This window comes from Ancylothrix sp. D3o (genome assembly GCF_025370775.1).
Lineage (GTDB): Bacteria > Cyanobacteriota > Cyanobacteriia > Cyanobacteriales > Oscillatoriaceae > Ancylothrix.
Genome location: NZ_JAMXEX010000001.1, coordinates 543557 through 567253 on the forward strand (window position 1 = coordinate 543557; position 23697 = coordinate 567253).

A 23697-nucleotide genomic window follows, 5' to 3' on the forward strand; every position below is an offset into this window, starting at 1 on the left:
ACTTAGTTCTCTCCCCACTTTTTGGGTAATAGAATTATAAACTCTGTGTGGGAATCAAGCACGCTCTCTACCTTAATTTCTCCCTGATGCTGTCCCACAATAATTTCATAGGTTAAAGATAACCCCAAACCCGTCCCCTCGCCTGGGGGTTTAGTAGTAAAAAACGGATTAAAAATTTTCTCAAGATTTTCTGGGGCAATACCTTGGCCATTATCCCTAATTATCAGTTTAACCGCATCCTTTAAACTCATAGTAGTGATCAAAATTTCCGGCTTAAATTCCTCCTTTTTTGCCTTGTGCTTTGCATAAACCGCATCACAGGAATTACTAATAATATTTACCACCGCCCGACTAATTTCTTGGGGTACTATCTCTATCTCTTCTACCTCCTCATCAAATTTTTTTTCCATAGCAATTTCAAAATTATTTCGTTTGGCCTTAAAACTGTGATAAGCTAGTTGAATTGACTCACTTAACAAAGTCTTAAAATTGATTTTCTCTCGCTTACCGCTTTCTTTTTGAGCGTGCATCATCATACTCAAAATAATCCCTTCAATTCTTTGACCTTGTTTTTCAATTTCAACAATACTATCCTTAAGTTCGCTAAAAATCTCATCAATATACTCTACAGATTCGGCCTCTAACTGTTGCGATTGATTGTCAATTTCCTCTTTTAACTCTTGCGTCAAATCCACAGAAATAGTTGCAAAATTCTTAACAAAATTCAGAGGATTTCTAATTTCGTGAGCAATTCCCGCCGTCAAAGTACCTAAAAAAGCTAACTTTTCTTGGGCAATCATTTGCTTTTGTGCTGCCTTAAGTTCCTGCAAAGTTTGGTCTAGTTGCTGATTTTTATACTTTAATTCTTTGGTGCGTTCCTCTACTTTTACTTCCAAAGTCCGCGAATATTCTTCAATTTGCCGGTAAGAACTTTTAAGATTTTCCCAAAGAGTATAACTCATAATCACCACCGTAGACGCCACCAAAGTCATTAACGGCGGAATCACCGGCACCCACCAAGCATTTAAAAACGCCACATAAACGATCCCAACTAAAACCCCACCATAAAGCAAAATACTGCCGGTGGTTCGAGAAAACGAAATTTTCGCCAACCCTTCCTTACGTCGCCAATGACAAGTTAAAGTCGCCCCCACAAACGACCAAGACAAAATCCAAACCCACTCCCAAGGTTCACTCATTGTTCGCAACAATGGACGCCCATTTAAAGCCCCTTGAATAATTTGGCTAATAATATTCGCATGAACTTCTACCCCCGCCATTGGTTCAGGAATTGTCACCAAATTACTACTATAAGGAGTCAGCAAATAATCCTTCAAACTTTTCGCCGTTGAACCAATCAAAACAATTTTATCTCGCATTAAATCCGGCGAAATTTTATTATCCAAAACCTGACTCAACGAAACACTTTTAAACGTTCCTTTTGGCCCCCGATAATTCAACAAAACTTGATAGCCCTGATCCGCAGCCCCCACATAACCGCCATCATTGCTAGAAAACGGCGCAAACATTGCCTTACCCAATTTAATATGAACATTATCAGGCATCATTGTCGGTTGGATGCCCTCTTTTTCCAAATAAATTAAAGACAACTTAAACCCCAAACTATAAATCATCTTCTTATCAAGATCACTTAAATACAAAAACCCCCGGCGAATTTTTCCATCCACATCCCAAGGAAAATCATTCGCACTACTCCTCCCCAAACGAGCCAAAATCGGCGAAGGTGCTACACTTTCATCCTGGCCATTTCCCACTACTTTTTGAATCCCAATTAATTGCGGTGTAGTTTCAAACAGCTTTTTTAATTTTGCATGACCAGGTTCCACCGGCAAATCTCGGTAAATATCCAGCCCAATAGCCCTCGGCTTTTGCTTCTTTATCTTTTCCAACAAATCCGCTAAAATTTGATCAGGAACCGGCCACTTTTTTAACCGCTCCAAATCTGACTCCTCCACCCCAACAATCACAATTCTCTCATCAGGTTTTTCTTGAGGACGTACCCGAAAAAACTGATCCAGAGCCGACAATTCCAATAGCTGCAACAAACCAATTGCCCGCAGCAAAATCACGCAAGACGCCACTCCAGGTGCAATCATTAACACCCCCCGCCATTCCCAAATTTTGCGCCGTTTATTATTCATTAGCCTTTCGTCCTTTATTGTCATATCATTTGTCATTTGTTATCACTCTTTTGACCAATGACCAATGATAAATCCCCCTTACCAAGGACTACCAATCATCGTAAAACCGGCCCAATAATAAGGATGCTTCAAATCACGATTTCCTAACGCCTCCAACTCCGTTGGCAAAGGCACCTTGCCAAACGTCCCCACCAAAAAACCATCATCCAAAACCACATCCCCCCGCAGCATAGCAATTTGCGCTTGCCGTAACGCTTCCGCCTTCACAGGAGCCAACTGCAAATTCTTATAAAACTCCGCCATCAACCCCAGCGTCCCCGCATCATTGGCATACCATAAAGAAGCCACCGCCGTCTTTACCCCCGCCTGCACCGCCAATCCCGCAAAACCAAACTCCGCCTGCCTGTCACCTATGGCCGTCCGGCAAGCAGACAAAACCAACAACTCCACCGGCGGATCATTCCACTTCAACTGTCCCATTAAATTGAGAGTTAACCTCTTATCCCACATTTGAATATAAGAATTTTCCAACTGTCCGGGCTGAAACTCACCATGAGTCGCAATATGAATAATCCCAAAAGGCCGGTTTTGCCGTTCCTCCTGCAAAGTTTGCAAAGTAAACGACTGATTTAAAAACGCCTCACCCTTCCACAACTGCTGAGTAATAGTTTGCAACTCCACCGGCACCCCAGGCAAAGCCGGCTGATCCGAAAACTCCGACATCCCCATCGCCAACAAAGGCACATTCTTTATATTTGCATACCGAACATCCGTCAAATTCAAACTTGGAACCAAACTCAAACTATATTTCTCTACCAAAAACTGCTTCCCATCATACAACGCCGCTATCGGCAAAGACCGCAGCCCCCCATCCATACTAAACATCAAACTTTGCACACCTAACCTTTCTAAATCCGGCAGCAACGGGGCAATCATCCACTCATAAAGTTGCTGCGAAGCCGCTGCATAACTATTCGTGCGACGCTTCACCGGATTGCCTATTTCTTGCTGGAACTCTTGAACCTTTGCCATCAACGTCGCTCTATTTGCCTGCGGAATAGTCTTATAAATCGGCTCACCCGCCATCGGCACCAACAACAAATCAAGCTGACTATCCCGCGCAAAAATATACACAATTGCCGACTGAATACCCGTCTGCTGGCTACGACTTCTCAAAGTTTCTTGAATTCCCGCAAAAGACAAATTAGAAACAGCCAATTTCTGCCCCAAATAGTCCTCAAACTCCTCACTATAAAACTGCTCGGTTAACCGCACCGCCTCCATCACATTGCCTTGTCTCAGCAAATCTTCAATTTCATTGCGAGTCACCAATCGTATTGGCAAAAACTGCTGATTAAACGCAGTCGGCCCCGAAATTTCGTTTTCACGTTCACTCCTCGATAGTCTAGCGTCCCCGTTCGGGCTAGACTGAGCCGAATTTTGGCCCTTTTCTTGAACCAAAAACGAATTCGCAGCATTTACAGCCTCTTGAGGCATCGGCACATTTTCCCTACCGCCACCCTCAACACTATTGCCCTGCGAAACTCCCCCACCCTCAAGAGGTCTCCCCACACTTCCCCCCCCTACAACCGCATTATTACCTTGAGGGGAGGGTACTGGTAAAGCAGTCGCTGGTGGCTGGGGTGCTGCATTGGTGACAGGCAAACTGGGGGCAGTAACCCCTTGCTGCGGGGGAGCCTCAGCAAAAGTCGGCGTTTCCCCAGTCACCGGCGAAGGATTTGGCGTTCCCCCAGTCACCGGCGAAGGATTTGGCGTTCCCCCAGTCCCAGGAGACGGATTTGGCGTTCCCCCAGTCCCAGGCGAAGGATTTGGCGTTTCAGGCGGCACCGGCGAAGGATTTGGCGTTTCAGGTGGCACCGGCGAAGGATTTGGCGTTTCAGGTGGCACCGGCGAAGGATCTGGCGTTTCAGGCGGCACCGGCGAAGGATTTGGCGTTTCAGGCGGCACCGGCGAAGGATTTGGCGTTTCAGGTGGCACCGGCGAGGGATTTGGCGTTTCAGGCGGCACCGGCGAGGGCTCTGGAGGTTCTACCGTCGGGTCAGTTGCCGTCGAAGTCGTAAAATTATTCCCCAGATCCGCTAACTGACCACTAATCGTCGCCCCGTTGTAATAAACAAAACTATCATTAGCCGTCCCTCCCGTTAAGTTGGGAATATTAGTCCAAGTTAAACCCAAAGGATAACCGCTAATACTGCCACTGTTATTGCCGATAATATCCCAAGTGGTATTGCGGTTTGGCCCCACCAAAGTTGTCGCCCCGTTAATATTCACCGGCACCCCAAAAGCCGCAAAATCGCCCAGATATATTGTGCCTGTACCGTCATCGCGTCCAATATTCAGCCGCGTAAAACCTGTAATTGCAGGTAATTCTGCCGTATTTAAATCTAAACTTGTCGTGCTCTCGGTATTGGTACCAATATCAATATTTCGTCCTGGTGTGGCCGGTCTGATCGTTATATTGCCGGTGCCTATAATCGAACCAGCCCCGGCATTTAAACCAATATTATCTCCCGTTAACGTCATATCCTCCGCTATCGTTGTGCCGTTAAGATTGACGCTGCCGGTGCCGGCATTAATATCAATCGTCCCCCCATCGACACCCAAAGCGTTGATATCTTGAGTATTAATATCCCGTCCGCCACTTCGCAGGGTAATCGTGCCGGCAGTCCCGGCAAATGAACTGACATCTAGGGTACCGCTGGTGTTAAGTGCGCCTTGGCTGCCATTAACGATCAAAGTAATATCGCCGCCGTTGCCGGCACCCCCTGAAGTGGTAGTGATGGTGTTGGTGTTGATACCGCCGCTGTTAGTGGTAAAAGTAACATTACCACCGTTGCCGGTTGCTGAACTCGCGTTGATAGTACCAGGGATGTTATTAATATTGCCAACGCCACCGGCACTCACGGTAATAGGGCCGGCATCCCCACTGCCTTCGACCGCTGTAATTAAGTTTCTCAGGTTAATATCGCCATTGGCTGTAGTAATAGAAATTGCGCCGCCTGTGCCGGTGATTGAGCCGGCAGTAAGGGTGTTATTGTTGATATTTACCACACCGTTTCCACCGGCATTTATGGTGATGTTGCCGGAGGTTGTTCCGAGACTAGACTGAGTAATTAAGTCATTAACGTTAATATCTCCGTCAGCGGTTGTCAGGGAAATATTGCCGCCGTTTCCTAATACAGAACTGGCATCTAATGTGCCGGGGTTGATGTTTATATTGGCGTTGGTGCCGCCTGCACTTAAAATAATATCTCCGCCTCTGCCGGTGTTGGTGCTGTTGGTTGTTAAGTTGCCGGTATTGAGGATGCCATTGGCGGTTGTAATTCTAATGGAGCCGCCATCGTCGGCGCTTGAAGTGTCTACGCTTCCCAGGTTCACGCTTGCGGCTGAGATTTCAATATTTCTGCCTGGTGCGACAATTGACTGCCCGTTGCTCATCGAAAAAGCACCGGTGCCACTGCCGCTAAGATTGGCTCTAAAGGTAATTGAGCCTCCGGGTACAAAGGTTAGGGATATGTTTTGATCTAGGGTGATATTTTCTGTCGCTTCTAGTACGATGTTTCCGCTTTGATTTTCTAAGGTTGCGGCGCTAATTGTAATATCTGTATCGGGGAAATCTGTTAATAATATATCTGGTAAAGCTGTATCCGGTTCGGAGTCGGTGCCGGCGTTTCTTGCAATTCTAATATTTCTTGGATCTAGTAATAGGGTTCCTGCCGCACCATTGGGGGCTGATACATCTGCTTTTCCTTTAAATATTAATGTTTCTTTGCCAGAAACTTCGACAAAACCGCCATTGCCGGAAGTTCCGCCCAGTGCGTTGATATTGCCATAAAAGCCGGTGATTTCGTTGGCCCAGATAATTATTCGTCCGTTATTGGTGCCTTCTATGGCGTTGGCGTTGAGGGTGGTGTCTTGGCTAATAAAGGTGCGGAGGGCGTTGGGTACGTTTCCTTTTCCTTGAAAGTCTCCGCCGATTAAAATGTTGCTACCGTTGGGGCTGTTGGCGTTGATATTTGCTTTCATTAAGGCAATTTTTTCGCCAAAAATGCCTACGGTTGAAGTTGGGGAAGAAATGTTTGGATGGGAAATGTTGAGGTTTCCGCTAATGATGGCGGTGCCGTTTGTTGTGGGGATGGGTGTTTGGGAGGCGGTAAGGCTGACGCTGCCATCGGGGTTGAGGGTGAGTCCGGTGGCGTTGTTATTGCCGATGCCGGTGAGCAGTTGGGGTATGCTCAGGGGTGTAATGTTGTTGGGTTGAGTTTCTGGGGTGGTTTGGATGTCTAGGCTGAGTACCATCCCTGGTTGAGAAAGACGGACGAGGTTTTGTCCGGGTACGGCGGCGATGGTGATGCTACCGGCTGGTGCTGTGAGGGTGCCGGTGTTGATGACTGTGCCGGCGATGAGGCTGATATTTTGGCCTGCGGATACGGCGAGGTTAGCGCTGTTGATCAGGTTTCCGCTTTCGGGGTGGGGGAAGTTAAAGGTGTTTGGGTTGCCGGCCAAGCTGGTGTAGTTGTTGGGGCCGGTGGCGTTGAAGGTACCGTTGTTAAATCCGATGCTGCTGGCGGTGGTGGCAAAAAATGAAGCCGGCACGTTTAAGGAGGCGTTGGGGCCAAATATCATGCCGGCTGGGTTCATTAAATATAGGTTGGGGTTCCCCCCAGAAATTTGCAGTCTTCCGTCTATGTGGGAGGCATTCCCTCCTGAAATTCGGGTTAGGATATTGCGAAGTTCGGGGGAGGAAATGAAGTTAGCTGTTTGACCGGCTGTGAGGTTAAATTCTTGAAAACTATGGAAAAGGTTGCCTCTGTCTGTTGATAGTTTTCCGCCGGTAATGTCTAGGTTGCTGCCGTTTGGCGTCACCAGGGTGCCGGTGCCATCCGAAGAGGGAATCAGGGTTTGAGAGCTTGCTGGGCCGGTGGCCATCCAGGTCATAATGGCAGGCATTACCAAGCTGATCTGAATCAGTAAGCCGGTTTTACTCGTTCCCCTCTTCGACATTTTTTACTACTCCTGACTTATTTCGATAGTATCCACAACGGGTTCTTGTGCAAATCGTTCGAGTTCAACCGATCTGAGCAGTCTTTCCCAGCTATTTAACAATTCTTGATTTTCTGGCTGATTTTGGCGCAATTTGGCAAGTGTCGAAACGGCTTCGTGCCAAATACCCGCATCTGCATAAACTGCTGCTTGTTCGCTTAAAGAATTTGCTTGGTTTAGTTGTTCTGTTAAGCTTGCGCTTTGAACAGTTCTTTCGATCCACCCATCCACAACGGTATCGCCTGTTCGGTCATTGCTATCGCAAACCATTGCTAAATACCAATGATACATTTTTCCAATCTTTAGTGCGGGTGCGTTGGTTTTGGGCAGAGTGAAACCCACAATGCCGGCTTTTGAAGGAAGCGGGATTTTTGTTGTGTAAATTACCTGGGAGTCTGTTTCATCCATTAAGGTGAATTCTAGTCTGACAGCCGTTGAAGCTGGCACATACCAAAAAAATGTCGGTTTCTCTGAGACAGTCAGGGGTAAGGAATTTCCTGGTGTCAGTGCGGTTAATCCTTTTTGACCTGGTTTGACTAACCCACAACCTCTCGATCCTCCGTCCGCTGTTCTCGGTGGGGCCCCGCGATCAGGCGGTTGAAAGGTTTGGCTGATTAATTGTTGGTTTATTGAATTCAGGTTAAGGCTGGCTGTTTGTGTTGTAGCATTTGCCGGTCTGGTTAACCCCGGATAAACCGCGATTCCTAACACCACCGCCGCTACACTCATGGCTAGTCGTTGGCAAGATTGTTTTGTGTTCATAATTAGTCTCCTGTTTCCTTCTCTTAACGAAATTTTCTCGGTCGGGGTTTCCTTTGAGAAAAATTTGTACCTCTAAACACGGTTTTATCACTTATCAGTAACGAACTCATCCTTCTTAAGGACGCTTTTATTTTTTTTTATCCTAACCAGCATTACAAAATATGTTTTCAGTTGCTCTTTTTTTGTCCTACTGGCGTTGGCATAAACCCCTCTCTAAAGTTTAACATATTGTTATTAAACTTGTCCATATTAAGAATTATAAAACAGGGGGAGAATGATTTGCTATCCGTAGAAACCCTGGAATTTAGCGATAGCAGGGGCGGCTCACTTAGGTAGGTTTGACACTGAAGGTTTCTAGGGAGCAAGAAGGCTCCAAGACTCAGATAGCAGATTTCTCTGTTGTGGGTGGTTCAAAGCAGCCCTCGCCTCATTTTTAACACATCTTCAGTTTGAAGCAAAACACGGCAAGGGTAAATTCTGACTAATTGTTAATTATCCAAAACCAATTTTTTTTAGGAAATTTACGATAGCTTAAAATCTAACAACGTTAGCGCTGGCAATCGTCTGAACCGGCATTTTTCGTTAATACCAACAGCCCCAGGCACAAATAGAAAATTTTGAATCGTCCGATTTAAATTTTGGTGGCCATCGGTTGGGGGGGGTTTGACTGGTTAATGTCAAAAAAGATACTTATTTTTGGGTAAAAATAACGGGTAATTTTTAATAAAAACTTAAGGAAGTCTCTCTTCTGTAAGTTCTGGGCGCTATCAATCTCTAAAATTTGGCCTTAAAGAAAATTAAAAAAACCTTTGGGCCGGTGTATGTGATGCTCTGAGCGGTTGCTTACTGCCAGTTGGTTTATGACCTAAACTCAAAATACAGCGTACAATAGTTAAAACACTTCCAGCCAAGGCGATTTTATCCGCCGTTGCTCACGCTATTGGTAGCAGCCATGCAAGTTCGTTTTAATGTTGTCCGCCAAAGCCAAACCTCCGGGCCTCGCGTTCAGTCTTACGTTTTAGAAGTTGAACCGGGGAATACTATTCTTGATTGTCTTAACCGTATCAAGTGGGAACAAGACGGCTCTCTTGCTTTTCGCAAAAATTGTCGCAATACTATTTGTGGTAGCTGTTCAATGCGAATTAATGGCCGGTCTGCTCTGGCCTGTAAAGAAAATGTTGGCAGTGAATTAGCAAGATTACAACATATTTCTGAGATTTCTTTGGGCCAAATTAGTGAAGGGGCACGTTTAAATATAGTCGAAAATAAAGGCGGACAAGATGCTCCCCCACCCCCCGCTTCTAAACTGCCAGAAATTACAATTGCACCGATGGGAAATATGCCGGTGGTTAAAGATTTGGTGGTGGATATGAGCAGTTTTTGGAACCATCTGGAAGCGGTGGAGCCTTATGTCAGCAGCAATGCTCGTCATATCCCCGAACGCGAATTTTTACAAACCCCCGAAGAACGTGCAAAACTAAATCAAACCGGCAATTGTATTTTGTGTGGTGCCTGTTATTCCGAATGCAATGGTCGGGAAGTTAATCCAGATTTTGTTGGGCCTCATGCTTTGGCGAAAGCTTATCGCATGATTGCTGATTCCCGCGATAGCAAAACTGAAGAACGGGTAGAAAAATATAATGAAGGAACAAGCGGAGTTTGGGGTTGTACTCGGTGTTTTTATTGCAATGTGGTTTGTCCGATGGAAGTAGCGCCTCTTGACCAAATCAGCAAAATTAAACACGAAATTTTAGACCGAAAAGATGCGGTTTCTAGTCAGCCCGTGCGCCACCGTAAATTGTTGTTAGATTTGGTAAAAGAGGGCGGTTGGCTGAATGAAAGAAAGTTTGCCATTAAATTGTTTAGCTATTCTTTTAAAGCGTCTCAAGAATTGATAAAATTGGGGCCGTTGGGAATCCGTATGCTGATGCGGGGGAAAATTCCTTTTTCGTTTGAACCGTCCGAAGGCGCGCCGGTGGTGCGGAAGCTGATAGAATCGGTACAAAACTTAGACAAAAAATCAATTGATTAGGGATAAACAGTTATGAGTTCTGAAACACCTCCTACCCCCGCCACTCCCCCAGTAGAACCGGCTTATAACCAACCTGAACCAGCTTTTGGTTGGACGGCTTATGCTGAACAAATCAATGGACGCTTTGCGATGATTGGTTTTGTGGCGCTTTTGATTTTGGAGTTTTTCACCGGCCAAGATTTCTTTAGCTGGTTGGGTTTACGTTAACTTAGTATGTAGCGCTAAAGCGCTTTAGCGCTACTACATACCCTAGATAATTGGCTGAAAATAAACAAGTTAAGCGGCTGGTTTGCTAGTGGGAAAAAGAAAGCATTAACCCTTTAATAATTTTTAATAGCTATTGAGATTTGCAAGGACGGTATTTTAAAGAACCAGAAATGCGTGTTTGATTGTCAATAATAATCGTTTTTTAGCTTCGCTATTTAATTGGGGCGTGTATTTAGTTGCAGGAACGTCTCTACATCTGCGTTTATCTGCGTCCATCTGCGGTTAAAAAAACTCTTAAAATCCTATCTAGTATGACACAAGAAAATCTAGCACTTTTGAGTTTATTACAGTTAGCTTCTCCTGCCTTGCCGGTGGGGGCTTATAGTTATTCTGAAGGTTTGGAAACTTTGATTGTTGCCGAAAAAATTAATAACAAAAAAACCTTGCAAAATTGGATAGAAGATGCTTTGAAATTCGGATCAATTCGTTTAGAAGCGGCGGTGATGGTTCGAGTGTACCGCGCTATGCAAAGAGATGATTTAGAAGCCGTGAAATATTGGAATAGTTGGGCAACGGCGACGAGAGAAACAGAAGAGTTGCGCTTGCAAAGTTTGCAAATGGGAATGTCTTTAAACCGGCTTTTAGTTTCCATGCAGCCGGCGTTAGAAGAAAAATTAAAAGCTTGGGAAACTGGGTGTAATTTTGCAGTAGCCTTTGGGGTAGCCGCGCAAAATTGGCAAATAGAAGAAAAAGCGGCTTTGTTGGGTTTTCTGCACAGTTGGGCAAGTAATTTAATTGGGGCTGGGGTAAAGTTAATACCTTTGGGACAAACTGCCGGACAGCAGTTATTATTGAGCCTCCAATCAAACTTAATTAGCGCAACCGAAGAAATTTTATATTTAGAAGATGATGATTTAAGTGTTTGTAGTTGGGGGTTGTCTTTAGCAAGTATGAATCACGAGGTTTTATATACGCGGTTATTTCGGAGTTAAAGTTTTTCCCCTTGAACTCCCCTCCCCTAAAAAGGGAGGGTTAGTCAGAGGTTTTTTTTAGTTTTCCCGCCTTGTCGGGGAAGGTTAATCAGAGAGTTAGTCAGAGGTTTAATCACTACTCAATAGTTAACAAATACCGGCCCCGTCCTCCTCTATCGTGAGCGTTGATAATGACACGATAAGTGCCCGTGCGCTGAAACTTCACTTGCAAAGAAGAGTTTTTATCATTGGGGCTGATATCATTATTTTGGGCAATGATTTTGCCTTCAGGATCAATCACTACTAAATAAGTATCAAAATCAGGGCTTCGTAAAGTAATTGTCACCGACTGACCGGCACTACCTTGAAACGCAGACTCGCGGTACAAACTGCCATCCGAAGGCAAAACCGAAGCGCCGGGGCCAAGTATCCCCTCCAAACGGGCGATAGAATTTCCAGAAACCGTTTGTTGTGTGGTAGCACGGTTGCCGCTGTTACTGGACGCTCGCAAGCTATAACCACCTTCCTGTCCTCTTTCGGCAGAGTTGGCAATAACCGTGTAGGTGCCGGTGGAAGGCAAAACAGCCACAATACGGGCATTTTGACCACTTCCACCGTCGTCATCTTGAGCAAGATCGCGCCCCGAAGGCGACAGCAAAATTAAAAATGGGTCAATTTCTTGGCTAGCCATTTCAATTACAACTCGTTCACCGGCTCGCCCTTGAAAAGTATATATATCAAAAAAGCTATTATCTGCCCTCAAAACATTGGAACCCGGCCCCAGTCTGCCAGCAATCGTCTGTCCGTTTAAGGAGATCGGTTTAGGAGGCTGGTTTGACGAGGGAGTGCGCGGCGTGGAAGCGTTGCGAGGGGCACGTCCTTCTCGCACGGCAGTCAAAAATGGTTGTACGCGGTCTACGTTAATTGCAAAACCAATGCCAATGTTACCGCCTTGTCTGGCGCCGGTGAAAATGGCAGTGTTGACGCCAATTAATTGCCCTTGGCTGTTCAGCAAGGGGCCGCCTGAGTTCCCTGGGTTAATGGCAGCGTCAGTTTGAATTAAACCCCGCGAAGTGTCAATGCGGCTGACGATCCCGACCGTGAAGGTGCCTTGAAAGCGTCCGAAGGGGTTGCCAATGGCGTAGGCGCGTTGACCGACTTTTACCGAGCCGACGGGAGCCAGCGGTACGGTGGGTAAGTTGTTTTGGCCTTGAATTTTGAGAATGGCGAGGTCAAGTCCTCTCTCTCCAAAAGCAAGCACTTCCGCAGGGAGACGTCTACCATCAGAAAGCGTGACGGTGACGTTCCGCCGGCCACCTTGTGAAATAACGTGGGCGTTGGTGAGCACTAAACCATCGCTGGAGATAATACTACCGCTGCCGGTGGCGCTGCCGACATTGATGGAAACGACGGCGGGGCTGGCTTTTTCGTAGACGCGGATATTGGTTTGTTCGTCTACGTCTTGGGCAACCGCACGGTTATGGGGAAAGAGATTGTTTGGGCCAAAGGTTTCGAGGCTGAGGGTTGTGGTTGCGAGGGCGGTTGCCATCATTCCTGTTATTGCCCGATGCAGGATTTTTGCTTTCATACTGGCTGTTATAGAGTTTCTTTTTATTTATTCATTTTATTTTTCTCAAACCGGCTCTGGGGAAATTTGCAACAATTGGTGAGGATAGGATACGAAATCGGATTTTTTACTCTGGGTCTTTTTTTTGGTGTGCTGGAAGTTCAGCTAAGGGGTGATTTTTTAACCGCAGATGTTAGGCAGGCAGGATGCCTGCCCCACTACAGATGGACGCAGATGTAGTAGAGACGTAAGGCGCGGAACGTCTTTCCGGCTTTAGACAAGAGTTATTTTCCCCCCCAGCCTACCGCAGCACATCTGGGATGTTTAAGCCGTTACCGGTTCTGTCTATGACCATGATATTCCATTGTCCCTGAGCACCGGCCTCAAAGCTTATCGTGTTGCCATCGGCGCTAATTGTTGGGTTGCGGACTTCGGCTTTTAGGGATTCGGTGAGGTTGCGTAGTTGCCGCGTTGGTCGATTGTATAAATAAATATCTGTTCTACCTTCCCGACTGCCACAGAACACAATATAATTTCCGTCTTGGCTGACGGCGGGATGGGAAGCAATCGTATCCAGGGCGTTGATTCCAGGGAGGTCTATTAAGCGCCGATCTTGATTATCATAAAGATATATATCCTGCCGGCCTTCGCGGTCGGAACCAAACACTATATAACGACCGCTGATTTGAGGGTTGATATCACCGGCAGGGCTATTTAAGCTGCGTCCGCCTGGATCGTAGGGGAAGTTGAGAATACGCGGGTACACGCTGCAACTGCTGAGGGTGCCCGAGAGAACAATTGCCCCAAGATAAAAAAATCGATTGATAATCTTGAATTGCATTTAAAGCAGTTAAGTAGTTTTGATGTTTAAGTGTAAAAAACTAATCTTCTAAATCTCAAATCAAAATAATTTCAGCTTCTAATACCAAAATTCCTACCCAAAAAAAACTATTCCTCAGACACCAACAGATAAGCCATCTGCGGTTAAAATAAAAGCCCTCCCACTCAAAAACCAAACCTCATAAAAACACCTTCTCTAAATCAGAATTAATAAAAAATCTACACTCCATCAAGCCTATCAAGTTCTATTTCTGGCCCTCGGTCGATCACTTCAATATCCCACTGTCCTCGCCGGCCGGTTTCAAAAACAATATACCGGCCATCAGGACTAATACTGGGGTTGCGAACCCAACCGTTATAACCCCTTGTTAAAACTTGGATGCTGCGGGTTACACGATCATAAAGTTCTACCTCTGGCCGGCCTTGGTCGCTGGCAATATAAACAATATAGCGGGCTGTGTTACTGATGCTGGGGCTGTCGGCTATGGCATCGCGGCGATTTAACAAAGGTAAATTAACATATTGCCGACTTTTAAGGTCATAAAGCAATATATTCCGGCTACCTTCCCGGTTAGAGACAAAGGCCAAATAGCGACCGTCTCCACTGAGGGCCGGTTGTTCGTCGGTGTATCGGCTGTTGAGGCCGGCGGGTTCTTGGGGGCCGGTGGGAGTACAAGCGACAACAAAGCTGGCTAAACTTAAAGCCAGCCAGCGAGAAAGAGACCGATAAAAGGGAAATTTTTTCACCGCTTGAGAACACAGCGCCAAAAAGTTGAGCAGTTTGGAAAATTGAAGGCAAAACCTAGTAGTCAAAATTGCTTTCGTTATCAGAATCATCCTCATCCTGCTGTCTGGGATTGATCGGCTGATAATCCACATATTCATCAGAGGAAGACGTTTCTGAAGGTGCCGGTGGCCGGCGGCGTTCATCTTCTGGGGGACGTCGGCGTTTGGGCCGGTTTGGGTCTACCGGTTTGCGGTTGGCCGGTCGGGACGTTGAGGTGGGAGGTTCTTCTGTCTCTACAGTGCCATCCCATTCATCATAACGGTTAGAGTTGGGGCGAGGCTCTGTGGAACGGGGTTTACGCTTGCGGGAAGTTTCCTCGGTGCCATAGCGATCATCGCTGCTGCGGGGTTTAGCCGACTTTGGCCGACGCGGTTCTTCATCTTCATAATAAGCCTCGCCGGCCCGACGAGAACGACCTTCCTCTCTACCTCGGATGCGGGGTCTTTCGCCCATATCTTCTTCTGGTTCTAGGCGTTCGAGTTCAGCATCTACATAACTGTACACTTTGCTGACCGGCCTCTCATCATCAACAATTCGTGTGTTTCGCTTGGCTTGCTCGGTTGCTACGCCCCGGAGACGGACACTTTCCACGCCAAAAAAAATAGCTGAACCGCCCAGCAAAAACTGACCGAATTGTAAAATCGGGTCTTGACGCCAGCCTTGAAAAAACAAAATCCCGCCGCAGAGTAAACCCACAGCGGCAAAAAAGATATCGTGATCTCTCGCCAAACGTGGCTGCACAGAACGCAAAAAATAGAGTCCAGCCCCAGCCACCGCTAGGCTAATGCCCAGCAAACTGCTCCAGTTAAAGTAAACGTTTACCATTGTTTCAACTCCCGTGTCAGTTTTATATTAACGAGTTCAGTCTAAAATCTGCACCTAGATTTGGTTCTGTTTAAATTTCAGCAACTTGGGGGTTGCAGCCACCGGCTGACACGCGCTGTAGGACTTGCATAAAGGTTAACACCAACAATAATTAAACCTCAGTTAGTGGGTAGGGGGCAGCTTTGATGTTGATGCCCCTTCCTTAAACTGAGGTTGGCAATTGCCATCTAGGCTGCTTATACGCGCTTGATTTTATCCTTTTGGCTGATGAAGATCAGACCGATGGTGGCTGGGACGAGCACAATTACGGTACCCAATAACAAGCTCCACAAAAAGTTAGCGAGGGATGGTGTCATGGCTTTTGGTTTTGTTTTTACAACAATTTGTTTAGTCTTAATTTTAAGCACAGGTGCCTTTTTTGAGAAGCCTCTTTACCAGGAACTTGTTTGCTATTCCCGCTCGACCGTTTTTGCCGAAACCTCTCCAGTTTAATTCTGTTAATCGTTTTAAATGCTGGCTTTGCTTTGTTTTGGCTGTTCGGTCTTCTTCTTCCCCACCACCGCACCGGCCCTCAGAAAAGATACAATCAAACATGAAAGCCCGTAACAAATCTTAAAAAATTTTCCCCTGACATGATGAGTGCTGCAACAATAGCTACCTGGGTGGTTGGCCCCTTTTTGGGTGTAATGACTTTTTTGTTTATTTTTCGCATCGTCCTCACCTGGTATCCCCAAGCCGAGTTAAATAAATTTCCCTTTAACCTGGTCGCTTGGCCCACTGAGCCGTTTTTATTCCCAACTCGTAAAATTATTCCTCCCCTTGGCGGTGTAGACATTTCTCCGATTATCTGGGTAGGAATTTTTAGCTTACTGCGTGAAATTTTAGTAGGTCAACAAGGCTTATTCACCATGTTGGGATAACTAACTCAATTGCCCTAAAAAATCCGAAGCTAGACAAATAAAGGGGCCGTGCCCCCCGCCGGCCCTAAAAATTCCCAATTACTTATTTCCCCATCATTTGCTCAACAAAATTGGTATAAACATCCCCTTCCAAAAAAGCAGGATTCTCCAGAATTTTTTGATGAAAAGAAAGAGTTGTAGGGAGGCCGGTGATCGCACACTCCCGCAAAGCCCGTTTCATGCGCCGAATCGCACCGGCCCGATCAGGAGCCCATACAATTATTTTGCCTATTAACGAATCATAATAAGGCGGAATTTCATAATCAGTATAAACATGAGAATCCATGCGAACCCCTGTACCACCGGGGGGTAAAAAGCCGGTGATTCTACCCGGAGAAGGGCGAAAATTGTGGTCGGGATCTTCAGCATTAATCCGGCATTCAATCGAATGCCCTTGCAATTTAACTTGATTTTGAGACAGTTTCAGTTTTTCTCCCGCCGCAATGCGAATTTGCTCAGCAATCAAATCTAAACCTGTAATCATTTCTGTTACAGGATGTTCAACTTGGATGCGGGTGTTCATTTCCATAAAATAGAAATTACCGTAACGATCCACCAAAAACTCAACCGTACCGGCGCCGGTGTAATTAATTGCTTTGGCAGCCTTCACCGCAGCCTTTCCCATTTTTTCCCGCAAATGGGGAGTTAAAATTGGACTTGGGGCTTCTTCAAGTAATTTTTGGTGCCGCCGCTGAATTGAACACTCCCTCTCGCCCAAGTGAATTACATTTCCATAACTATCTGCCAAAATTTGAAATTCAATATGGCGGGGACGTTCAATAAATTTTTCAATATAAACGCCCGGATTACCAAAAGCTGCTTCTGCCTCACCTTGGGCTGCGGCAAAGAGTTTAGGCAATTCAGAACTTTCTTTTACCAGGCGCATCCCCCGTCCACCACCGCCGGCAGTAGCTTTAATCATCACGGGATAGCCAATTTTGCCAGCAATTTCTAGGGCTTCCTTTTCATCAGTAAGCAAGCCTTCACTACCGGGTACTGTAGGAACACCTACCCGTTTCATCGTGTCCTTAGCCGTTGATTTATCGCCCATTGAGCGCATCGCATCGGGAGACGGGCCAATAAAAGTAATTTGATGATCGGCGCAAATTTCCGCAAAACGGGCATTTTCTGCCAAAAATCCGTACCCTGGATGAATGGCTGTAGCGTTGCGGGTCAGGGCGGCGGCGATGATATTGGGAATATTAAGATAACTTTTGCTGCTGGGGGGTTCGCCAATACAAACCGCTTCGTCTGCGAGTTGGACGTGCAAAGCGTTACGGTCTACGGTGGAGTGGACAGCTACGGTGGAAATGCCCATTTCTTCACAGGTTCGGAGAATTCGGAGGGCAATTTCTCCTCGGTTGGCGATGAGAATTTTGGAAAATTGCATCGGGGAGCTAGGGGTTTTCTCTGGGTTCGGTGATGTTGGGATGCCAAATCATTAATCCTACCATGTGGGGTATCTTTGGTTGGATTTGGGGAGGCGTGTGATTTTTTTTGAAATTTTTTCGTCACAGGTACTTGCTTTTATTTATAGGCTTGTGTAATATAGGAATTCCTTGCGGATGTGGCGGAATTGGTATACGCGCACGTTTGAGGGGCGTGTGGGCAACCTTGCGAGTTCGAGTCTCGCCATCCGCATTCAAAAAGAGAGGCGCTGCTTTTGGCAGTGTCTCTTTTTGATTTTTGAATGATTTTGGGGTGCCGGTGGATTGTGCCTTAGATCACAGATCGGCGGGGATGTCATCACCCTAAAGACGGAAAATTATCACGGTTTCAGGCTAATGGTGTCACTTTCTAAACTTGGTAAATCAGAGATTATATAGATGTCGAGTTCAAACAAACCTCATGCCTCAAATGATTCTTCTCCCCGGTGCCGTTTCTGAAATTTTTGCCAGCGTTACAGAAACTCAACAACTCACTCACGCTGACCGTTATGGCCTCCTGGCTGCTTTGATTGATGAGTCTATCCCTGAAGAAGACTTGACAGCGATTGACCGGATGTTGCGTTCTTTGCGTCGCGGTCGCATAAATGTGGTTAATGAAATTTCTTCTGTTCGTTAGGTGTTTTTAATTTTATGTTATTAGGTTTTATTAAATTTTTTGAGATGGTTATCTAGGTTTTAGGGGTGCAAGGAAGATTTTTAACAGAATCCTTAGCTGCCCTGGAATATAGATAGATAAGATTTTTTTGTTGTATTGAGGTTTATTTAGGTTGGTTCTCTGGCTTGAGAACCAACCTTTTTATTTGTTTGAGGAGGAGGGCGATTTATTTAGGTTGTTTAAATAACCGGCCCCTATTAATCCCGTGTTAGTTATTCGGCTGCTTCACCACCAACTACGACGTTACGAATGCGGAGACTTGGGCCGGCACAACCCACCGCCAAACCACTTTGGCCGCCTTTACCACATCCGCCAGACTCATCCCAATAGAAATCATCGCCGATGGCTTCGATATCTGCGAGAGTGCTAAAAACATTGCCAGAAAGAGTGACATCGCGCACCGGCTCTTGTAGTTCGCCATTGCGAATCATCCAGGCTTCACCGGCACTAAACGTAAACATCTCACCGTTCGTCATTCCGCCTAACCAATTGCGAGCATAAACACCTTCTTTGATATCGCTAAATAAATCTTTTACCGGCGTGTTTCCAGGCTGAATCCAGGTGTTTGTCATCCGCACAAGGGGAGGATAATGATAATTTAAACAGCGAGCATTGCCTGTTGCTTCTTCTCCTAATTTGCCGGCGGTTTCTCGTGAGTGTAACCGGCCCACAAGAACACCATCTTTAATCAATTGCGTTGTCGTGGCCGGTGTACCTTCGTCGTCATAAAAATAACTGCCGCGATGGCCTTCAGGAGCAGCACCATCAAAAATTTGCAAGTCTTTGGGGCCAAAAGCCCGCCCCAAGGTCATTACTTCTAATAAGTCTGGATTTTCATAAGCCATGTCAGCTTCCGAAAGATGACCAAAGGCTTCGTGAACAAACAGACCGCTTAAAATTGGGTCAATGACGACAGTGTAGGTGTTGCCTTTGACCGGCGGTAAGCTGAGGGCAGTAACGGCTCGCTCGGCAGCGCTGCGGACTTGGGAATCGAGGGTTGTGAGGTCTTCGTAGGCTTTGCGTGAGCCGGTGGTTTCCCGTCCGGTTTGAACGGTGCTACCGTCTCTAGCTGTGGCTGCAAAACGCATTTCCATGTCTACCCAAGATTGCTCTAAAATCGTGCCTTCGGATGTGACAAGGATGATGCGCTGGGCGCTGTCGCCGTAGCGGACTGAGGTAGTGGTAATTTTTGGGTGTACACTTCGCAATATGCCGGCGTAGTGTTCTGTGAGCGCTTTTTTGTCGGCTAAGGGTATGTTTCTGGGATCGGTGCCGGTGACGGGCACTTGGCAGATCGCTTGCACGGCTTTGATGGGTGCGAGGAGGGTTTCTTCTTCTCCGACTAGACGAGCTTGGGTTATGGCTTCTTCGATTCTTTGGGCTAAATTTCCTAAATGGTTAAAGCTGGCAAACCCCCACCCACCTTTGTAGGCAGCGCGAATTTGTCCGCCGATAGAGATACCTTGGCTGAGGGTTTCAATTTTTTCTCCCCGCAATAGGATATCGGTTCCATCGGATTCTTCGAGACGAATTGCTAAGTAATCTACACGCGATTTATAGCGGTCTACCAAGTCTGACAGTAAGGTTTTGACATCAGCAAGCAAGCTAGGCATGGGTTAGGGGAGTGCTTAATGAACTATTTTTATTTTGACAATTCTTTAATTGTCTTTTATTTTTTGACATCCTCACGCCTGCTAAAGCCGGGCGTGGTTCTTGACGCTTGATTGAATGATGAGTTTTAAATAAAGTTACAACAGCCTGAAACTCTCTCCTATATTTAGCTTGGCGGGATTTTTGCCAAAATGTGAGCTATGGTACACATTTTTTTTAAGCACTCTGGTAGGAGGTGGTAGGGGCTGAAAACCTGTTTTTTCGGGCGCAGGAAATCAAAAACTAATGTTGCCCTGGTGGGCCGGTTGGGGAATTTTTAACCTAGAGTGGGACATTGCGACTGGTTAGTTCGGTTCCTTCACAGCTTTGAAAGACAAATCCAGATAGGCTGGAGAGTGAAAATAGTTAATAACTGTATATAGTTGCAAAAGCAATGAATTTGACAGTGTTTAAAAACAGTTCTGCGACGGGTGGCGATTTGATGAGGGGGAGCGATGCTGAGCCAAAATGGTTTTTACCTACCCTCGCTGATGTGTTTGCTCTCACTCAACCAGAGTCGGGCTTGCATACACCGGCTTTTGGGGAAACTATTTCTACCGACCGGTTAGGGTCTAAAAATCGCAATGACATTCTTTTTCGTTCAGCGGTTGTGGCGCTTGAGTCGCTGTTGATAGAAATGCGAGGCCGGCTATCTGGGGATGAAGCATCTCAAGCTTTGATACTTTCTGGGCCGGTGCCGGTGTTAAGCCATCCCGATATTATTTCTTCTCTGAATATTTGGGCATTTTCTGGCGACCCGCTTAATCCGTCTGTGTGGTTGCTCGAAAAACCTGTAGGCAGCGGTTCAGGCACATCGATGCCAGCCAGAAACATCTTTGATACACCGGCTCCGACATTACCAATGTTAAGCGAGTCAAATCAAAAAACCGCAAGTAAACCCCTATCCTCGCAAGTAGTCCCCTTGCTTTTAGATGACCCCTTAAGCAATGAGCAATTTTGTGTATGCTTAACGGAAAAATTTAGTTTAGTATTCACAGCCAAACAAGGGACAAATTTTCAATTTTCCTTTGACCCTGAAGTAGTATCCGAAACGTTAAGGGTGTTGCGTCCTCGCGTCTTATTGACCGGCGGCCAAGAGCAGTTAAAAGTATTAGATGCAGCGGTTGCCAAAGTCAGGCCAACTGTTCCTGATTATAAAATTGTAATGCGGTTTAGTCAGATAATATTAAATAATATTCCCGAAAGACAAGAAACGGCACCGAACCGAAAAAAATGCGTGCATTTATTACCGGCTTCTGTACAAGAAAGCGAACTGATTGAACCGGCATTAAACAATCTCGAAGAGAAATTAGCGGATAATCTTAAATTTGAATTAAAACCCAAAAAACATTTAAGCAAAGAAGTTATAGAACGTTTAGCGGCTGGCAATGAAAAACAATTAAAACAAGAAAAACCAGCCGCCGACTTAGAATTACTGCAAGCAATTTTTCACGAAGTTCGCACGCCTTTAACAACGATTCGGACTTTAACGCGGTTATTATTAAAACGGCAGAGTTTAGATGCGGATGTTATTAAACGCTTGCAAATGATCGACCGAGAATGTACGGAACAGATAGATCGTTTTAATCTAATTTTTAAAGCCGTAGAAATTGAAACCTCCCAAACAAAACGAACCCCTGTACAGCTAACTTCAACTTCCCTAGCTGAAGTATTTAATAGCTGCATTCCCCGCTGGCAAAAACAAGCAGCAAGAAGGAACCTAACTTTAGACATCATTTTACCCCGTACCTTACCGCCGGTTGTCAGCGATCCAACGATGCTGGATCAAGTGCTGACAGGAGCAATAGAAAACTTTACCGCAACTCAACCAACCTCTGCTCATATCAGAGTATTAGTAACTCTAGCAGGCGCTCAACTAAAACTTCAACTGCAATCAGAACTAGCAGAAAATGAACCGACGACGACAAATTCGCCGTTGAAATCTTTGGGTCAACTCTTAATGTTTCAACCAGAAACCGGCAACCTTTCTCTTAATTTAGATGTCACAAAAAATTTATTTCAAGCATTAGGAGGCAAACTAATTGTCCGCCAAAAACCCCAACAAGGAGACACCCTAACCATATTCTTACCCATAGAATAAAGTAGCCCTGTGGGCCTATTTTGTACACAGTTCTGTCTCTTTTGAGAAAAAAAACGTTTTTTCAACTCTCCAAATAAACCGGCAACATAACATTAAAAGTTGAGCCTTGACCCAACTTACTTTTAACGGAAATTGACCCGCCACAACGAAGTAACAATTGTTGGACAATAGTTAACCCCAAACCGGCCCCCCCTGGGTCATCATCTACTGCATGACGAACGCGATAAAAACGCTCAAAAATCTTATGCAACTCCGCAGGAGGAATACCAATTCCTGTATCCCGGAACTCCAGAGAAATATAATCTCCTTGTTGTTTGGCTTTGACCCAAACCTGACCGCCAGCCGGTGTAAATTTAATGCCATTGTGTAATAAATTAATCACAATTTGTTTTACCCAAGCACTCAAACAAGAAACCGGCGGCAAATCTTCAGGAACAGTATAAGCCAGCATAATACCTTTTTCTTGTGCGAGCGGTTGATAGGTACTCACAACACCAGGCACAATATCAGATAAACGTAAAGTTTCCATCCCTGTTTGATGAAGTTTAGCGCCGCTTGGAGAGCTATCAACTAAGTGATCTAAACGCACTAAATCGAGCAACCCGTTAATTAAAGAAGTTTGTCGGTCACATTCAGTAAGAAGCATCTGAATATAACGATTACGTTGTTCAATTTTCAGGTTAGGTGACTTCAACAAAGTGAGAGCCGTTTTCATATTAGTGAGAGGCGTTCGCAAAGCTTGACCCACATTGCTGAGGAATTCATCTTTAAGGCCGATAGCTTCTTTGAGTTCTTGATTGTGTAATTGAATGGCGGCGATTTCAGCAGCAGTGGTTCCGTAGTGACCGGCCCCTCGCCACAGTTCCTCTTGTTGCTGAATTTGTTTTGCCCACAAGTGGGCGGCATAAACAGAAAATTGTTCTGTAGCGTTGATGGTACTTAAATCAACTACAGGATTTTGGGGAACCGAGCCAACAAGTACAGGCAATTTTTGGGGTGAAAGTTCTTGCAGAGATTGGAGGACAGGTTCGAGGGTGTGCCGGCTCAACGAGCAAAGGGCCAAAAGCAAGGGATGACGATCTTGAGAAGAATTGTTTGCAGTCTTAGCGTGCTGGCGGAGAGAAGATTGCTGTAGAGAACGGGGCCGGTGAGCAATAATACCGGCCCAAAAACTTTGAGAAACTGCCAAGACAAAATACTCGCGCGCCACAGATGACTCTGGCGAAACGTTAAGCAAGACGGGTGAAGAAGAAACTGGCCGGTGATTGAAATCTGATTTATGGGAATGCTTGAGAGGATGTGGTGAGCCTAAATACATTTCTGTATCGGGTTCGTTTTTTTCCTGGCTACCAACGACATCAAAAAAATACAAACCGATATTGATGCCGGTGCTGTGATAGCGTTCAATATCTGCTTGCCATTCGAGTTGCTGAGGCAGCTTCACAAATAAATTAACACTGAGGCGCTGCTCGATCAACAAATCCACCAGCCCTGCTATCGCCGCTTTGAGAGTCGAGGGGCTGAGTTGGAGGGGTGGAGGGAGGTGTCGATTGAGCGCAAGCTCATAAACAGAGATATCTGGGCAGGGAGAGCACATAGACTTAGTGCGAAAAAAGCCGCAACGTTTTGGTTTGTAAAGACGCGAGAGATGGCCTACGGGGAGCCGT

17 protein-coding genes and 1 tRNA gene are annotated in these 23697 nt (G+C 45.8%); 7 read left to right on the forward strand and 11 right to left on the reverse strand.

Going from position 1 to position 23697, the window contains the following annotated elements:
- Positions 1-2: 2 nt before the first annotated feature.
- The 3 genes from NG798_RS02350 to NG798_RS02360 form a co-directional block, all read right to left on the reverse strand.
- The gene (locus NG798_RS02350; protein ID WP_261220186.1) at positions 3-2162 is read right to left on the reverse strand and encodes a CHASE2 domain-containing protein; all 2160 of its coding nucleotides are present in this window, start codon (positions 2160-2162) and stop codon (positions 3-5) included.
- 78 nt (positions 2163-2240) lie between these two features.
- Positions 2241-7187 (reverse strand): CHAT domain-containing protein, encoded by a 4947-nt coding sequence (locus NG798_RS02355; protein ID WP_261220187.1) that lies wholly within the window; start codon positions 7185-7187, stop codon positions 2241-2243.
- Between the two features lie 6 nt (positions 7188-7193).
- Positions 7194-7988: a DUF928 domain-containing protein gene (locus tag NG798_RS02360; RefSeq protein WP_261220188.1), complete on the reverse strand. Its 795-nt coding sequence runs from the start codon at positions 7986-7988 to the stop codon at positions 7194-7196.
- A 952-nt stretch (positions 7989-8940) separates the two neighbouring features.
- Here NG798_RS02360 and NG798_RS02365 point away from each other — a divergent pair.
- From NG798_RS02365 to NG798_RS02375, 3 genes are all read left to right on the forward strand, one after another.
- A complete protein-coding gene (locus NG798_RS02365; protein WP_261220189.1) occupies positions 8941-10020 on the forward strand; it encodes a succinate dehydrogenase/fumarate reductase iron-sulfur subunit in 1080 nt (359 codons plus the stop codon).
- A 12-nt stretch (positions 10021-10032) separates the two neighbouring features.
- On the forward strand, positions 10033-10227 hold the full coding sequence (locus NG798_RS02370) for a chlorophyll a/b-binding protein (protein WP_261220190.1): 195 nt from the start codon (positions 10033-10035) through the stop codon (positions 10225-10227).
- Positions 10228-10538: 311 nt separating this feature from the next.
- Entirely contained in the window at positions 10539-11219 is a 681-nt protein-coding gene (locus tag NG798_RS02375) for an urease accessory protein UreF (protein WP_261220191.1), read from the forward strand.
- Positions 11220-11334: 115 nt separating this feature from the next.
- Here the strand turns inward: NG798_RS02375 and NG798_RS02380 are convergent, their stop codons facing one another.
- The 5 genes from NG798_RS02380 to psbX all read right to left on the reverse strand — a co-directional run bounded on the left by NG798_RS02380 (position 11335) and on the right by psbX (position 15573).
- A complete protein-coding gene (locus NG798_RS02380) occupies positions 11335-12786 on the reverse strand; it encodes a trypsin-like peptidase domain-containing protein (RefSeq protein ID WP_261220192.1) in 1452 nt (483 codons plus the stop codon).
- Positions 12787-13066: 280 nt separating this feature from the next.
- Positions 13067-13606, reverse strand: a complete 540-nt coding sequence (locus NG798_RS02385; RefSeq protein WP_261220193.1) for a Tol biopolymer transporter periplasmic protein — start codon at positions 13604-13606, stop codon at positions 13067-13069.
- A gap of 218 nt (positions 13607-13824) precedes the next feature.
- Entirely contained in the window at positions 13825-14439 is a 615-nt protein-coding gene (locus tag NG798_RS02390; RefSeq protein ID WP_375338943.1) for a TolB family protein, read from the reverse strand.
- Positions 14408-15217: a Ycf66 family protein gene (locus NG798_RS02395; protein WP_261220195.1), complete on the reverse strand. Its 810-nt coding sequence runs from the start codon at positions 15215-15217 to the stop codon at positions 14408-14410. The genes NG798_RS02390 and NG798_RS02395 overlap by 32 nt, the downstream gene beginning before the upstream one ends.
- A 236-nt stretch (positions 15218-15453) precedes the next feature.
- Positions 15454-15573, reverse strand: a complete 120-nt coding sequence (gene psbX, locus NG798_RS02400; RefSeq protein ID WP_261220534.1) for a photosystem II reaction center X protein — start codon at positions 15571-15573, stop codon at positions 15454-15456.
- Positions 15574-15852: 279 nt separating this feature from the next.
- Between psbX and NG798_RS02405 the strand changes: the two genes are divergently transcribed.
- Positions 15853-16137, forward strand: coding sequence for a YggT family protein (locus tag NG798_RS02405; RefSeq protein WP_261220535.1), 285 nt, complete (start codon positions 15853-15855; stop codon positions 16135-16137).
- Between the two features lie 82 nt (positions 16138-16219).
- Here the strand turns inward: NG798_RS02405 and accC are convergent, their stop codons facing one another.
- Positions 16220-17566 carry an acetyl-CoA carboxylase biotin carboxylase subunit gene (accC, locus tag NG798_RS02410; RefSeq protein ID WP_261220196.1) on the reverse strand — a complete coding sequence of 449 codons (1347 nt, stop codon included), beginning with the start codon at positions 17564-17566 and terminating at the stop codon, positions 16220-16222.
- Positions 17567-17737: 171 nt separating this feature from the next.
- On the opposite strand from accC, the gene NG798_RS02415 reads away from it, so the two are divergent.
- Positions 17738-17817, forward strand: a tRNA-Leu gene (locus tag NG798_RS02415).
- 207 nt (positions 17818-18024) lie between these two features.
- Positions 18025-18240 carry a hypothetical protein gene (locus NG798_RS02420; protein ID WP_261220197.1) on the forward strand — a complete coding sequence of 72 codons (216 nt, stop codon included), beginning with the start codon at positions 18025-18027 and terminating at the stop codon, positions 18238-18240.
- Positions 18241-18491: 251 nt separating this feature from the next.
- On the opposite strand, the gene NG798_RS02425 is transcribed toward NG798_RS02420, so the two are convergent.
- The gene (locus NG798_RS02425; RefSeq protein WP_261220198.1) at positions 18492-19892 is read right to left on the reverse strand and encodes a TldD/PmbA family protein; all 1401 of its coding nucleotides are present in this window, start codon (positions 19890-19892) and stop codon (positions 18492-18494) included.
- A gap of 431 nt (positions 19893-20323) precedes the next feature.
- On the opposite strand from NG798_RS02425, the gene NG798_RS02430 reads away from it, so the two are divergent.
- Complete coding sequence (locus NG798_RS02430) at positions 20324-22030, forward strand: sensor histidine kinase KdpD (RefSeq protein WP_261220199.1); 1707 nt, start codon at positions 20324-20326, stop codon at positions 22028-22030.
- 61 nt (positions 22031-22091) lie between these two features.
- Here NG798_RS02430 and NG798_RS02435 read toward each other — a convergent pair whose 3' ends face one another.
- Complete coding sequence (locus NG798_RS02435) at positions 22092-23627, reverse strand: ATP-binding protein (protein ID WP_261220200.1); 1536 nt, start codon at positions 23625-23627, stop codon at positions 22092-22094.
- Positions 23628-23697: the final 70 nt, after the last annotated feature.